Raw genomic sequence first — 15,992 nt, forward strand, 5'->3', positions numbered from 1 at the left:
TATGCTTTTCAACTCTATTGAATTTTTATTATTTTTCCCAGTAGTCTTCGCTATCTACTGGATGCTCAGGAATAGTGTGTCCAAACAAAATATATTGTTATTAATCTCTAGCTATGTCTTTTATGGTTGGTGGGATTGGCGTTTCCTATCTCTTATTGTATATAGTTCATTTATCGATTATATTACTGGATTAAAAATTGAAAGTTCTCCTTCTAAAAAACATAAAAAAAGATGGCTGTTACTCAGTCTTGTTTCAAACTTAGGTTTATTAGCAATATTTAAATATTATAACTTCTTTGCAGATTCTTTTGCTCAAGCCATGTCTACAGTAGGCTGGCAAGTCAACGATTTAACCCTAAATATCATACTACCAGTAGGAATTAGTTTTTACACATTTCAAACACTTAGTTATACCATTGATGTTTATAGGGAACAATTAAAACCTACAAAGGACATCGTAGCATTTTTTACTTATGTTAGTTTGTTTCCTCAACTTGTGGCTGGCCCTATAGAACGTGCTTCTAACTTAATCCCACAAATAAAGAACAAACGCATATTTAAATCCTCGCAATTCAATGCCGGAATTTTCCAGATTATTGTAGGCTTATTTAGGAAGATTGTAATTGCAGATAATCTAGCCATTTATGTTGATACCGTTTACGCAAACCCAGAACTACATAATGGTTCAACACTTTTACTGGCAACAATTTTTTATGCATTCCAAATATATTATGACTTTTCTGGATATTCAGATATTGCTATAGGTAGCGCAAAACTCTTAGGTTTCAATTTTAATCAAAATTTCAACTTTCCATATTTTTCAAAATCCATAACCGAATTTTGGAGGCGCTGGCATATATCATTATCATCATGGCTCAAAGATTACCTTTATATTTCTTTAGGCGGAAATAGAAAAGGCATTAAAATTACATATCGCAATTTATTAATTACGATGTTACTTGGTGGTTTATGGCATGGTAGCTCTTGGAACTTTGTAATTTGGGGCGCCATTCATGGTACAGCCTTAGCCATTGAGAAATTTACATTTTCAAAACTCAACATTAAAAATTTTAATGTTTTGGGCAGCCTCTGGACTTTGGCCATCGTTCTTTTATCTTGGGTGTTTTTTAGAGCACAAGACTTATCTTCTTCCCTGCTCATACTCAAACGTATTTTGAGTTTAGATTACACATCACCTTTCATCGGAAATATTAATACTGTCATTATTGCTTTATTGATGCTCACATTGGGCTTATGTTTTGATATTTTTATTTTCCGTAAAAAAGTAACATTAGAAAATTATGGAAGTACGATTAAGCCAAGAAATCTAGCAATTTTCACATCAGTAGTTATTATGATTATCGCATTATTTTATTCAACCTCTAATAATTTTATTTATTTTCAATTTTAATAGAAGCATATATCAATGAAATCGGCACTTAAACTTATTCTAATTATACTACTCCTTACTTACGGCATGGACAAGCTAGTATATATGGGTTTAAATAAGATAAGTGATAAGGTAATGTCTGGACAATCAATTGGAAAGCTAAACCAATTTATGATTCTAAAAGATTCATTAGATGTAATTGCTTTTGGAACATCTAGATCCAATCATCATATTGATGTAAAAAAAATAAAACCATCTAGTTACAATGTTGGTATGGATGGTAGTGCAATCGCTTATTCAGCCACTTTAATTCAGTTATTACCTAAAGATAAAGATCAGTTAATCATTTTTAATATTGATCCAAACAAGGTATTCGTAGATGACTATGATGCCTCTGATGTTAAAGGTTTAATCACGAAATACAATCGAAATCCGATTATAAAAAAGGCTGTTTCTGAGGCAAATCAAGATAACGTGCTTCAACATTTTTTATGGTCGCTAGATTATAACGGGAAAGCCATTGGAATTGTAAAAAATTATGTGTCGCCAAAATATGATCATAAAATGTACTATGGTTTTGATCCGCTAGATATTACAGAAGCCCAAACTGAAACATTCAAAAAATCATTATCTATAAAATCAAATTACGATTGTGATGACACGAAAAAAATAAATCCAGATGTATGGAAATACATCAATCAAATAAATGATTTTTGTAAAGCCAATAATAAAACCCTAGTAATGCTTACAACGCCAACTTATGAGCCCGAATGTAAAGTTCAATATGACACATTAAAGAAAGCGTTACAATCTATAGGCGTGTCTTACGAAGATTACTCAGGATTCTTTTTAGAGCATAACGATTTAAGCTATTGGAAAGACAAAACCCATATGTCTTCTAAAGGCGCAGAGGTTTTTACTACGTTTCTAAAGACAGAATTACAAAAAAAGCAAATTATTAATTAGAGTAAGACAATATCTAGTGACTATAATACACATATCAAGTAGTTTAGGCGGCGGAGGTGCAGAACAAATGGTATTGCAGTTAGCAAAGTGCTCTACGTCAGTTATTAAAACTATTGTGATTTCAATTTCAGATGATAATACACTCGAACCTAAATTTAAAGAACATCAAATAGAGTATCATTTTTTGAATGTGACATCTTTTAAAAACTCTAGTTTAAAAAGAGGGCTTCAAAAGCTACACCGCATCATTAAAGACCAAGACAAACCCATATTTCATTGTCATCAATACCACAGTGCTATTTTAGGTACGCTCTACAGACTTTTTTACAAGAAAATACCAATTGTATTTACGCTTCATTCTAGCACTATTGAAATTTATAATAGAAAGCTAATGCTCTTCGTAACAAAAGGCTTTAGAAAAAAGGATATTGTTTTTAGTGAGAATGCAAAGCAATGGTATCTCAAAAACAATGTTGTTATTCCCAATGGTGTAGATTTTAATGAGTTATCTATTACTTCATCACGACAAAGTGAAATTGACCACCCTTTTAGGTTTTTATATTTGGGTCGATTGAGCGATGAAAAGAACCCGCTTTATATGGTTACTGCTGCCAAAAAGTTAATTGAAGTCGGACTTAAAAATTTTGTCTTTGATGTTGTTGGTGAAGGCAAATTAAAAGCACAACTCTTAAAGTTAATAGAGATAGAAACTGCTGATCATAAAGATTTCGAAAGGCATTTCAACCTTTTAGGCTTTCGAAGTGACATTAAGCCCTATTTGCAAACGGCCAATACACTAATACTTCCATCGAAATGGGAAGGTATGCCAATGGTTATAATTGAAGCTGCTGCTGCAAAACTGCCCATCATTTCAACTCCTGTTGGTAGTATTCCTGATTTTCTCAATAATGACAATGCTTATGTATCTGATCTATCCATGTTTCACCAATCTATGATTGATTGTATTCAAAACTACGACAAGGCACTCCAAAAAACGCAGCAATTGTATGACGAATTAAAATCGAGTTATAATATTGATGCCGTTTATCAAGCGCATTTAAACCTTTATAAATCAGTACTATAAAAAGTAGCCTTTCATTTCGTAGTCTAAAACGACTTTTAATAGTCTTTTTTAAGTAAAAGTGGATTTAATATCTATTTTTGTTCAGAACACAAAACACCCAAATAGTATAAATTTATGTGCGGAATATACGGAACAACCTTAAAGTATACCGAATCACAAGTTAAAGACAAACTAAAGCGTACTGCCTTTAGAGGTCCAGACAAAATGGGTTGGCAATTCTATAATCATAATGACCATAACATTTCCTTTGGTCATAACCGATTATCTATTATAGATTTAGACCCACGATCTGATCAACCATTTACCTATAATGAAGACATTCATATTGTGTTTAATGGTGAAGTCTATAATTTTCAATTGATAAAAGAAACACTCACAAAAAAAGGATATACCTTTAGAACTACTAGTGATACTGAAGTATTATGTGCTGCATATTTAGAATATGGCGAAGCTTGCGTTAACCACTTTAACGGTATGTTCGCTTTTGTTATATATGATGTAAAAAAACAATTGTTTTTTGGTGCCAGAGATCGGTTGGGCCAAAAGCCATTTTATTACTACCACAATGGTAAAGATTTTGAATTTTCAAGTCAGATATCCTCCATACAGCTGCATATGGATAATTTATCTATTTCAGAAAAAGCCATTTCTTATTACTTGGCTTGGGGAAACATTCCAGATCCACAATCAATTTTTAATGAAATCAAAAAACTAAAGGCTGGACATTCATTTACATTCGACTTAAATTCTGGAGCATTTAATACACAAGCTTATTGGGACATTGACTATAAAAACGAAAGACCATTTACGGGTTCATACGAAGACGCTAAACAAGAACTCAATCATATTCTAAAAGATGCTGTTTCTTCACGGCTTTTCGCAGATGTTCCTGTTGGTGTATTTTTATCTGGAGGAATAGATTCTTCATTAATTGCAGCAAAAGCTACAGAAACATCTTCGACTAAAATCAAAACTTTTTCTGTAAAATTCAACGAAAAAGGATTTGATGAAAGTAAATATGCGCAGCAAGTTGCAGATCATTTACAAACCGATCATCATGTTATAGAATGTAATTACGATGAAGGTATAGATCTTATAAAAAACTTCAATGAGTTCTATGATGAACCATTTTCAGATTCCTCTGCAATTCCATCTATGTTATTGGCTAAATACACAAGAAAGCATGTTACAGTTGCACTTTCTGGTGATGCTGGTGACGAAAGTTTCATTGGATATCACAGATATAATTGGACTAGAAAAGGAAGTAAAATCTATAAGCTACCACAGTCCGTAAGGAAGTTATCTGCATTTGGCTTAAACCTTATGCCACATTATAAATTAAAGGTCATTGCTAAGGCGATTCAATTTAAAGATTCAAATGAAGCCTATTTGAGTGCTATGACTGGTGTTGATCAATCTTACATTAATACTAACTATAACAATCGCGAGGTTGACGAACTTAAGTATTTAATGCACGATCATAAAAACCTTATGGAACGTATTTCAGATTTTGATACCAAAACTTATCTCAACTTCGATATCAATACTAAAGTTGATAGAGCCACAATGGCTTTTTCACTTGAAGCACGTGCCCCATTATTAGATCATCGTATTGTTGATTTTGCTAACTCACTACCCACCGAGTTTAAATTTCATAAAGGCAATACAAAACGTATTCTTAAAGATGTTTTATATCAATCGGTTCCAGAACATATTTTTGACAGACCTAAGGCTGGATTCACAATGCCATTTTCGCGCTGGTTTAAAGAAGATTTAAAAGATTTTGTATTGAGCGAACTTGACGATACTGCCTTAAAATCAATACCTTGCATTGATGTAGAAAAGGTGCAATTTATGATTAAGCAACATATGGATGGTAGCTGGAATAGGTATCCATTAATTTGGAAACTATTAGTATTAAAACAATGGCTTAACGACAACGGAAAAGGACTTTCTATTGTATAACTCTATGATGGATAAAACAATCAAAATCTTATTTATTTTACCGTCATTAAAAGCTGGAGGTGCAGAACGCGTCGTTTCGTTTATTGCCCAAAATCTCGACAAAAGCAAGTTCACTCCTATTCTATTGATTGTCGGGTTTGAAAAAGATGCAGCTTTTTCCGTAGAACATATTGAAACACATTTTTTAAATAAAAATCGTGTTTTAGACGGAATCACTGGTATATTTTCAAAGTTGAAACAACTCAAACCACAAATTGTAATGACCTCTATTGCGCATCTTACAGCAGTAACAGCGGTACAGTCTCTTTTTTTTAGAAAGATCAAATTTGTAGCCAGAGAAGCCAACATTAAGAAAATAACCAAACAGTATCACAACACCAACTTACTACCTTTTGGAAAAACCTTAAATAGCCTCAGCTATAAATTATTAGATGCTATAATTTGCCAATCTAAAGACATGGCCGATGAGCTTATTGAACTTCGTCCAAAGACGGCAAAAAAGATTACCATTATAAATAATCCGATAACAAAAGAATATTCTTCTGAAATTGAAATACAGTACAACTCCAAAACACAGTACATTACTGTTGGTCGTTTACATAATGAAAAGGGACATTGTCGAATTTTAGAAGCCTTGAGCTCGCTAGATCTGGCATTCAACTATACCATTATAGGAAGTGGGCCACACGAACAATTGATAAAAAATAAAGTCAATGAATTAGGCCTTAACGATAAAGTGACATGGATTGATTTTACCAACGATGTAGAACGTTATTTAAAAAACAGTAATGTCTTTATTCAGGGATCCTATGCAGAAGGTTTTCCAAATGCACTTTTAGAAAGCTGCGCTGTGGGCACACCTGTTGTAGCTTATAATTGTCTAGGTGGTACTTCGGAAATTGTAACGCATGGTGTTAACGGATTTTTGGTGGACTCTGAAATCGAATTAAAAGAAGCGCTTATTAAACTTCATTCTGTTCCATTAGAAAGAAAACAGGTGATTGCTTCCGTAGCGAAGAAATTTAGTAAAACTCGAATAATTGAACAATATCAAGACGTATTCACTAATCTTATGAATCACTAATGCAAAAAAAAGGAACCATAGATTGGCTTTTTGTTCTACCAGATGATTTAATTGGTGGAGGTGCTCAGCAGGTATTGTTTACCATCATCAACTATTTTATTGATCAAGGTAAACAATGTACAGTCGTATTTCTTGTTAACAAAAAACATCGTGGATGGGAGTCTTTGGAAGATAAATGCACTATTGTTTATTTAAACAACTCCTCTGTTTATAAAGGTTTTTTTGGTGCCGCTAAATACATAAGGACGCTCAACAAATTAAATGACATAAAACATGCTATAAGTTCTCAAGCACTCATAAATGGTCTATTGGGTTTTTTAAAATACACCAGAGTATTAAAGCATACGAAGCTCATACTAAGAGAATCTACTTCCATCTTTTTAAGGTTTAAAGGATTTAAACTCCTACTCTACAAAACAGCCTATATTATGGGATATAAGAAAGCCGATGTCATTATATGCCAAACAGATTTAATGAAAAGCCAGCTTTTACAAGCATTACCATGGTTAAAGAAAAAAGAAAGTGTTATTGTCATACCAAACCCTGTTAATTTAGACGAAATTTCTAAAAAAGCCCAACAGCAAGTAACTTTCAATATTGATAATTTTATAGTTGCAGCTGGTCGTTTCATACCAGAAAAAGGCTTCGATATTCTTATAGATGCGTTTCAGTTGTTAAAAGATAAAACCTTAAAATTGGTTATTTTGGGTGTTGGCACTAAAGAAGAAGAACAAAAACTAGTACAACAAATTAAAACACTAGACTTACAAAAACGTGTGATTTTATATGGTTATGTTAGCAATGTATATCCAATATTTAAAAAAGCTCGACTTTGTGTGGTATCATCTAGAATAGAAGGGTTTCCAAATGTTTTGCTTCAAATGATGTCGCAAAATGATCATGTTGTAAGTACGACATGTGCTGGGGAAATTTCGAACATCAAAGGTATTATAACTTGTGAAACTGAGAATGTAGATGCCTTAAGAGAGGCTATGGATAAAGGTCTTGTTGATACTACTAGCCATAGAGAGATCTATTTTAAAGATTATATTGAATCTAGAGCTATTGATAATTTTGTAAGAACAATGCTTAATCAAATGAACAATTAGTATGCAAAAAATTATTCGTATCACAACGGTTCCATCCTCCTTAAGAACGCTTTTGAGAGGACAATCTCGTTTTATGAGTAAGCATTATGAAGTTATTGGAATCTCTGGAGATGGAGATGCCTTGGCTGAAGTAAGACAAAATGAAGGCATCAAAACACATGTGGTGGAGATGACAAGAACCATAACACCAATAAGAGATTTAAAGGCAACTTTCAAACTCTACAAATTGTTTAAATCTGAAAAACCCTTTATTGTTCATACGCATACACCAAAAGCTGGTACTTTAGGTATGCTTGCCGCAAAATTGGCTCGTGTTCCGCATAGATTGCATACCATAGCAGGATTACCTCTATTAGAAACAAAAGGAAGTAAAAGGAAATTGCTAGACGCTGTTGAAAAATTCACCTATAGCTGTGCAACCAAAATATTACCCAATTCATTTGGTCTAGAACAGATTATTATCGAAAACAACTATACCAAACCTGAAAAACTAATGGTTATTGGAAATGGAAGTTCAAATGGTATAGATACTAGCCATTATGATACAGCTCATGTTTCAGAAGAAAAAAAACTAGAACTAAAGCAAGAACTTGGCATTGTAAATAATGACATTGTTTTTATATTTATTGGAAGAATTGTTAGAGATAAAGGTATTAATGAGTTAGTAAGTGCATTTAATAGGTTATCCAAAAAAGAACTGCACTGCAAGTTAATTTTAGTTGGGCCAAGAGAGAATCACTTAGACCCATTGTTACCAGAAACAGAGGCTCTTATTAAGGAAAATAATCAAATTTTGGCTGTAGGTTTACAAAAAGATATTAGACCATATGTTGCCATTTCAAACGTACTCACCTTCCCTAGTTATAGAGAAGGATTTCCTAATGTTGTATTACAGTGCAGTTGTATGAACTTACCATGTATTGTTTCTGACATTAATGGTTGCAACGAAGTCATTGAAGATGGCGTTAACGGACTTATTATACCTGTTAAAAATGAGCAAGCATTAGAGCAAGCTATGCAATTTATGATAGATCATCCTGAAAAAAGGAAAGGTATGGTAAATTACACCAGATCAAGAATTATAGAACGCTACGAGCAAGGTTTTGTGTGGAACGAAATTTTAAACTATTATAAAAGTTTGAAGTAATGGGATTGTACAAACATATTATCAAACCGTTTTTTGACATCCTCTCTGCAAGTATTGGATTCATCTTACTGTTTCCTATATTTTTAGTTACTTGGTGTGTTCTCATGTTTAAGAATAATGGTAAAGCCTTTTTTTATCAAGAACGACCAGGCAAAAATGAACGTATTTTTAAGATAATTAAGTTTAAAACGATGAATGATAAAACAGATGAGAATGGCGAATTACTCCCACCATCTGAGCGTTTAACAGCTGCTGGCATTTTTGTTAGAAAGTACTCCTTAGATGAAATCCCACAATTATTAAATGTAATTAAAGGCGATATGAGTATTGTTGGCCCCAGACCTTTGCTTGTTAGATATTTATCAAGATATAATGATCATCAAAAGCAACGTCACAATATCAAACCTGGCATAACAGGTTGGGCTCAAGTGAACGGTAGAAATGCAATTAGTTGGGAAGAAAAATTTAATTACGACGTGTGGTACGTTAAACATATGTCGTTTATATTAGACATTAAAATTTTATTTTTGACAGTATATAAAGTCTTTAAAAAAGATGGTATATATAGTGTGGAAAATGATATCGTTCCTGATTTCATGGGAACAGAAACTAACCAAAATTCAACGCATGGCAATTAATATATTATTTACTTGTGCAGGTAGACGTAATTATCTCATTAATTATTTTAAAGAGGCCATTAATGGTGAAGGGCTTATCCTTGCAGCCGACATGAGCGTATCTGCTCCTGCTATGGTAGATGCAGATATTGCCATTTTAGTCCCAAACATCTATGATGACACTTATATAGAAGCGCTTAAAAACATTATTATTGAACATCAAATCACAGCTGTTATTTCGCTCAATGATTTAGAATTACCAATCCTTTCAAAGCATAAAGCCGAATTAGAAGCTACAGGCACAAAAGTTATTGTGTCTAATGAAAATGTGATTGATATTGCTTTTGATAAAGTTGAAACGTTTAACTTTCTAAAATCGATAGGACTAAAAACACCAAAGACCTATACAACCTTAAAAGATGCGTTGCACGCTATCAAAAATGGAACTTTATACTATCCTTTGGTTGTTAAGCCTCGTTGGGGAAGTGCCTCTATAGGTATTGATTTTCCAGAATCTGAAGAAGAATTAGCATTAGCTTTTAAACTTCAGCACATTAAACTGAAAAAATCTATTTTAAATACAGCTAGTTCACACGATTTAGATCATGCCATCCTAATACAAGAGAAATTAGACGGAAGAGAGTTTGGGATGGACATTGTTAACGATTTTGAAAGCCAATATTACGGAACATTTGTAAGAGAAAAACTCAACATGCGCTCGGGAGAAACAGACAAAGCTATCTCTGTAATTGATCGAAAATTTGATAAAATTGGACAAATAATTTCAGAAAAACTAAAACACATTGGCAGTCTGGATTGTGATGTTTTTATTGCAGAAAATCAACTTTACGTACTTGAGCTAAATCCAAGATTTGGAGGAGGTTATCCGTTTTCACATGAAGCAGGAATTAACACAGCAGCTATCTATATAGAATGGCTAAAAGGTCATAAAAACGTTGCTCAATTTAACAACTATAGCGCCGGGAGAATGTTTTCAAAATGTGACCGCATGTTAGAAATAAAAACGTCTAACTGAATATAATTTTTTGCGCCTTCTTTGATCCAGAGATTACGAATTCCAACGCATCTATACGCTTATAAACTTTGACATTTTCTAATGGCTCTGGGTTAGCAAACAAGAATGTATAGACAAACTGGGTTAAAAAACGAAATGACTCAGATTTAAAATCGATGAGTTCATGATTATCAGATGGTTCAAAACTGTTTAATTTTTCAAATGTATAGTTATTATACGCCCTATCTTCCTTTTCTTTTCCGCCTCCTTTTAAATAAAATCTATACTTTCGATAAAGCTCATTAATTTTTTTTCGTCTTAAATATAATTTCAATTTATAATAAGCAATGGCATACTGAGCTCTTAATACAGACAATATCGATTTAGAATCGTATAAAATATGGTATTCAAAATCATAAGCCAAATTACTCCATTTATGTTTATAATCGAAGTCTCCTTTAGAGAAGTCAGAAATTCTATAGTTATGCTCAAAACACCATTCTAGCAGTTTAATTATGGACGTTTTACCAATACTAAATTTATAATAATCAGGATCAAAAACTGTGATCGCTTCAAAGAGTATATCTTCAGAATGAAAATTAAGTGTAATTCCTATTGGAGTCTTAGCATTGCTAATCACTAAAAGTGACGCTTGCTTCTTTTTCAACATATTATAAACCAACTCTTTATAATAATTCCATTTTTTAGAGCTTAAGTGGTGATAGTTGGTTTGTTTATCGGCAAAACGTCTACTTAACAACGCATAAAACTGTTCAAAAAGAACATTAAATTCTTCTTTCGGCATGGCCTCATGAATAAAAGCGTAGTCTATATCAAAACACGTTTCTAAGCGTCTTTGATTTGAACGGAACTCTCTTCTGTTTTTAGAACTAAATTGAGAGTTTATATATTCATCTTGATTATTAAAAGATGTGATGTCCATCAAAAAACCTTGGTATTGAAATACTCTTTTAATTCGCAGAGAAGAATGCGAAGGCGCATTAAAATCTTCGACATCAAAGTACGATGGCACATCGTAGATTAAAAAGGTTTTTCCCTTGTAATCTTGTTTATCATAATTTAGACTATAATATAAGCCTTTGGTAAGATTTCTACCTGCATTAACATAAATACCGTTTGGTTTATCTTTAATAAACCTTACCCCTTCTAAAAAATCAAAAGACATTAACGTCTTATCTTCATTGAAGTGTTTGGACCAAGAGGTCTCAAAAACTGAAGATGTGAATGGGTTGGTTTTCATGGTATTACAGATACGAGATGCAAAAGTAACATTTTTGCCATGTTATTATCAATTAAGAGAATTAAAAATTACTGTTAATTTTATTTACATTTGAAACCAATATAAATTAAACTATGAGCGGTCATTTTGTTATTTCATTAGATTACGAAATTCATTGGGGAGTTTTTGATAAAAAATCTGTAGACGACTATAGAACAAACTTAACCAATGTTGGAAAAGTTTTAGATAGGCTTTTAGAAATGAGTGACAAATATGACATTAAACTCACATTTGCTACTGTTGGTTTCTTATTTGCAAAAGACAAGGAAGAGCTCCTCAAGTATGCCCCTAAGCATAAACCGTCGTATTCAAAAGAAAAGTTTTCGCCATACCCTTTAATAGCGTCAATTGGAAACAGTGAGCAAGACGACCCCTTTCATTATGGTCTTTCTGGCATAAAGCAAATTCAAAACAATGGCAATCACGAAATTGGAACACATACATTTTGTCATTATTACTGTCACATTCCTGGTCAAAATGTTGAACAATTTGATAATGACCTTAGTTCGGCAATACAAATCGCAAAGCCACTAGGTATAGATATAAACAGTCTGGTCTTTCCCAGAAACATGGTCGACCCACTTAAACCGTTTGACAAGCCTTATTTAGAAGTGCTTAAAAAGCACGGCATCACTTCTTTTAGAGGAAAAGAAAAAGCATACATATATAACATTCATACTACAAAATTTTATAAAGAGTGGTATATTTTTAAGTTGCTAAAGTTTCTCGATGCTTATGTGAGTGTTACTGGACCAAATACGTACAAGTTAGAGGACATGACCAAAGAAAAAGATCTTTTCAATTTTCCATCGAGCAGATTATTTAGAGCTTATAGTAAGAAATTGAAGTTTTTAGAACCCTTAAAAATTAAGCGCATAAAGCGAGCAATGACGCATGCAGCTAAAAAGAATGAGCTTTTTCATTTATGGTGGCACCCTCATAATTTCGGAGCTCAAATGGATGAAAACTTCAAAAACCTAGAAGAGATTTTCAAAACCTACAAAAAGCTCAATGAAACTTATAATTTCAAAAGCGAAACCATGACAGGTTTGGCTAACAAAATTAAGTCTTCTTCTTAATTATTATGCTTTTCTAATAAATCGAAGGCTTAAAGGTCAACGTGAAAAATTGTTTTTTATCGTGTTTATTTGGTTGGTTTTATGGTATTAATGCATATTTAACAAGAAATTTATTCAGGTTACTAGCATTAAACATGTATTAACCATCCAAAATTTCACCCAAATCCCTCACTAAACGCTTAGCTGTATAGTAATAAACTTACTTAACAAGTTGATTATGGAATCAAAAATTTGGTTGTCATCTCCGCATATGAGTGGAAAAGAACAATCTTATATTAATAATGCTTTCGAAACCAATTGGATTGCTCCTTTAGGGCCTAACGTCAATGGTTTTGAGGCTGATATTCAGGATTATCTTAAAGAAGATAGTCATGTGGCTGCGTTAAGTTCAGGAACGGCTGCTATTCATTTAGGTCTTATTTTATTAGATGTTGGTCATGGAGATGAAGTTATTTGTCAGTCTAAGACGTTTTCGGCATCTGCAAATCCAATCGTGTATCAAGGTGCTACTCCAATTTTTGTTGATAGTGAGCGTGACACATGGAACATTTGTCCAGAACAATTAGAGATTGCAATAAAAGATCGTATTCAAAAAGGAAAGAAACCAAAAGCCATTGTTGCTGTACATCTGTATGGCATGCCTTATAAAGTTAGTGAAATTCATAAGGTAGCAAAACGCTACGATATTCCTGTTTTAGAAGACAGTGCTGAGGCTTTAGGTAGTACCTATAACAACATTAAATGCGGCACATTTGGAGATATCTCTGTATTGTCCTTTAATGGAAACAAAATCATAACAACTTCTGGTGGTGGTGCGATTGTAACCAAAAATATTAAGCTAAAAGAAAAAGCTGTTTTTCTTGCCACTCAGGCCAGAGATAAGGCGGTAGAATATTTGCATTCTTCTATTGGCTTTAATTACAGGTTATCTAACGTACTTGCCGGTATTGGCAGAGGCCAAATGGAAGTTCTCGATGACCGAGTTGCAGCTCGAAGACAAAACTATCAGCATTATAAAGATAGTTTTCAAGGTATTGAAGAACTTCAATTTGTTGATGAACCTCATGGTTCTTTTTCAAACCGTTGGCTGTCGTGCTTGTTAACGCCATCTAAAGCAATTAGAGAAGAACTAAGGTTAGAACTTAATACATATAACATTGAAACTAGACCACTTTGGAAACCTATGCACCAACAACCTATTTTCAAAGATGCACCTCGTTACCTCAATGGTGTTTCTGATGATTTGTTTGAAAAAGGCTTATGTTTACCTAGCGGATCTAACTTAACTGAAAATGAAATAAATAGAGTAACATCAGCAATAAAAACGTATTTTAGAGCATGATTAAACAATTACTTCAAAATATATCACATAAATATGCCTCCAAATGGTTGGTTATGTTATTCGATTTAACGATCGTCGCATTTACCTTTGTTGCTGCATATATTATAAGATTCAATTTCCATCTTGATTTTGATTTTGTAGTTATGTTTAAGCAAATTCCATTTGTCTTTTTAGCGGCTTTGATTAGCTTTTTATTTGTTGGATCTTATAAAGGTGTTGTTAGATTTACTGGGTTTAAAGATGTGATTAATATTATTATAGGAGTCAACATTTTGGCTACCATATTGATTGTTTCAACCTTTTTTAGTAGACGTTTTAATTACGAAAGCATTTTCAATATTTCTGGATCTATTATTTATATCCATTTACTTTTAAATATTCTATTCCTTGTTGGTTTCAAACTTTTTATAAAGTCTATGTACAACAAACTAATGCAAGATTTTAAAACGCAAAAACGCATTTTAATTTTTGGTGCAGGTAACTCTGGAATGATTACTTATGATGCTATCACTAACGACCCTAAGAACAGTCACCAAATTATTGGCTTTATTGATGATAACGAAAGTAAGATTGGAAAAAAGATAAATACGTTGTCGGTTTATAGTTTGGACAAAATAACACCAAAGTTTATTGAAAAGTATGCTGTTGAAGAAGTTATTATTTCAATTCAAAATATCGAATCGTCTAGGCTACTTCAAATTTCGGGCTTACTATTTGAATTAGGCTTAAAAGTAAAAATTGTACCTCCTGTTCAAAACTGGATTGATGGAGATTTAAGTGTAGGACAAATTAAAGAGGTAAATATTGAAGATTTATTAGGACGTGATCCTATATCTATTACCAATCCTGCTCTTTTAGATGAATATGAAAATCAAATCATTTTAATTACTGGAGCTGCAGGTTCAATTGGAAGTGAAATTGCAAGAAAGGCTTCTAATTATAATTATAAAAAATTAATTCTTCTCGATACGGCAGAATCTCCATTGTATGAATTACAACAAGAATTTGTACAAAAAGGAATTAAAAACTTTACAGCTATAGTTGCGGACGTGAGAGATTTTAGACGTATGGAGCAACTATTCCAAATACACAAACCTAAAATTGTCTTTCATGCAGCGGCATATAAACATGTTCCGTTAATGGAAAATAATCCTTACGAAGCTGTGAGTGTCAATATTGGAGGAACCAGACATATTGCGAGTTTATCTGTAAAACATGGTGTAAATAAGTTTGTACTTATTTCTACAGACAAGGCTGTAAACCCAACTAATGTTATGGGCGCAACTAAACGTATTGCAGAACTCTATGTTAATTGTTTACAAGGAAAAGGGAAGACCAAATTTATTACCACACGATTTGGTAATGTCCTTGGCTCCAATGGCTCGGTTATTCCTTTATTTAAAAAACAAATTGAAAATGGCGGTCCATTAACTGTAACGCATAAAGATATTACACGTTATTTTATGACCATTTCCGAAGCGTGTCAGTTAGTATTAGAGGCAGCTACAATGGGTAATGGAGGTGAAATATTTGTGTTTGACATGGGCGAATCTGTTAAGATTTATGATTTAGCCAAAAATATGATCATTCTATCTGGTTTAAGACATCCAGAAGATATTGAAATAAAAATTACAGGCTTGCGTCCAGGTGAAAAGATCTATGAAGAGCTACTCGCAGACGGGGAAAATACTAGGCAAACTTATCATGAAAAAATCATGATTGCCAAAACAAAATCTATAGATACATTAACTATAAGTGATAAAATTGCCAATTTGTGCACGATTAACTCTAAATCACAAAATCTAGAAATTGTATCATTAATTAAAGATATTATTCCAGAATACATTTCCAACAATTCTAAATACGAAGTATTAGACTCAAAAAAATAACATAA

At 32.8% G+C, this 15,992-nt stretch carries 13 protein-coding genes; 12 read left to right on the forward strand and 1 reads right to left on the reverse strand.

Annotated features, from left to right (window positions below):
* Window position 1 precedes the first annotated feature (1 nt).
* From Q0893_RS09100 to Q0893_RS09140, 9 genes are all read left to right on the forward strand, one after another.
* Complete coding sequence (locus Q0893_RS09100) at window positions 2-1,411, forward strand: MBOAT family O-acyltransferase (RefSeq protein ID WP_299274647.1); 1,410 nt, start codon at window positions 2-4, stop codon at window positions 1,409-1,411.
* A gap of 15 nt (window positions 1,412-1,426) precedes the next feature.
* Window positions 1,427-2,356: a hypothetical protein gene (locus tag Q0893_RS09105; protein ID WP_299274650.1), complete on the forward strand. Its 930-nt coding sequence runs from the start codon at window positions 1,427-1,429 to the stop codon at window positions 2,354-2,356.
* A gap of 16 nt (window positions 2,357-2,372) precedes the next feature.
* The gene (locus Q0893_RS09110; protein ID WP_299274653.1) at window positions 2,373-3,440 is read left to right on the forward strand and encodes a glycosyltransferase; all 1,068 of its coding nucleotides are present in this window, start codon (window positions 2,373-2,375) and stop codon (window positions 3,438-3,440) included.
* Window positions 3,441-3,554: 114 nt separating this feature from the next.
* Window positions 3,555-5,405 (forward strand): asparagine synthase (glutamine-hydrolyzing), encoded by a 1,851-nt coding sequence (asnB, locus tag Q0893_RS09115; RefSeq protein WP_298901888.1) that lies wholly within the window; start codon window positions 3,555-3,557, stop codon window positions 5,403-5,405.
* Window positions 5,406-5,409: 4 nt separating this feature from the next.
* Window positions 5,410-6,489: a glycosyltransferase gene (locus tag Q0893_RS09120; protein WP_299274656.1), complete on the forward strand. Its 1,080-nt coding sequence runs from the start codon at window positions 5,410-5,412 to the stop codon at window positions 6,487-6,489.
* Complete coding sequence (locus Q0893_RS09125) at window positions 6,489-7,598, forward strand: glycosyltransferase (protein WP_299274659.1); 1,110 nt, start codon at window positions 6,489-6,491, stop codon at window positions 7,596-7,598. Before Q0893_RS09120 ends, Q0893_RS09125 begins: the two co-directional genes overlap by 1 nt.
* A 1-nt stretch (window position 7,599) precedes the next feature.
* On the forward strand, window positions 7,600-8,745 hold the full coding sequence (locus Q0893_RS09130) for a glycosyltransferase family 4 protein (RefSeq protein WP_299274662.1): 1,146 nt from the start codon (window positions 7,600-7,602) through the stop codon (window positions 8,743-8,745).
* A gap of 5 nt (window positions 8,746-8,750) precedes the next feature.
* Window positions 8,751-9,383: a sugar transferase gene (locus Q0893_RS09135; protein WP_298902231.1), complete on the forward strand. Its 633-nt coding sequence runs from the start codon at window positions 8,751-8,753 to the stop codon at window positions 9,381-9,383.
* Entirely contained in the window at window positions 9,373-10,398 is a 1,026-nt protein-coding gene (locus tag Q0893_RS09140; protein WP_299274665.1) for an ATP-grasp domain-containing protein, read from the forward strand. The genes Q0893_RS09135 and Q0893_RS09140 overlap by 11 nt, the downstream gene beginning before the upstream one ends.
* Here Q0893_RS09140 and Q0893_RS09145 read toward each other — a convergent pair.
* A complete protein-coding gene (locus tag Q0893_RS09145; protein WP_299274668.1) occupies window positions 10,391-11,638 on the reverse strand; it encodes a GNAT family N-acetyltransferase in 1,248 nt (415 codons plus the stop codon). The two genes, Q0893_RS09140 and Q0893_RS09145, sit on opposite strands and share 8 nt — an antisense overlap.
* Window positions 11,639-11,751: 113 nt before the next feature.
* Here Q0893_RS09145 and Q0893_RS09150 point away from each other — a divergent pair, with 113 nt between their 5' ends.
* The 3 genes from Q0893_RS09150 to Q0893_RS09160 all read left to right on the forward strand — a co-directional run bounded on the left by Q0893_RS09150 (window position 11,752) and on the right by Q0893_RS09160 (window position 15,987).
* Window positions 11,752-12,756, forward strand: coding sequence for a polysaccharide deacetylase family protein (locus tag Q0893_RS09150; RefSeq protein WP_299274671.1), 1,005 nt, complete (start codon window positions 11,752-11,754; stop codon window positions 12,754-12,756).
* 217 nt (window positions 12,757-12,973) lie between these two features.
* A complete protein-coding gene (locus tag Q0893_RS09155; RefSeq protein WP_298901898.1) occupies window positions 12,974-14,098 on the forward strand; it encodes an aminotransferase class I/II-fold pyridoxal phosphate-dependent enzyme in 1,125 nt (374 codons plus the stop codon).
* Window positions 14,095-15,987, forward strand: coding sequence for a nucleoside-diphosphate sugar epimerase/dehydratase (locus Q0893_RS09160; RefSeq protein WP_299274676.1), 1,893 nt, complete (start codon window positions 14,095-14,097; stop codon window positions 15,985-15,987). The genes Q0893_RS09155 and Q0893_RS09160 overlap by 4 nt, the downstream gene beginning before the upstream one ends.
* The last annotated feature ends 5 nt before the right edge of the window (window positions 15,988-15,992 follow it).

It is taken from the genome of uncultured Psychroserpens sp., assembly GCF_947494225.1.
Classification (GTDB): domain Bacteria; phylum Bacteroidota; class Bacteroidia; order Flavobacteriales; family Flavobacteriaceae; genus Psychroserpens.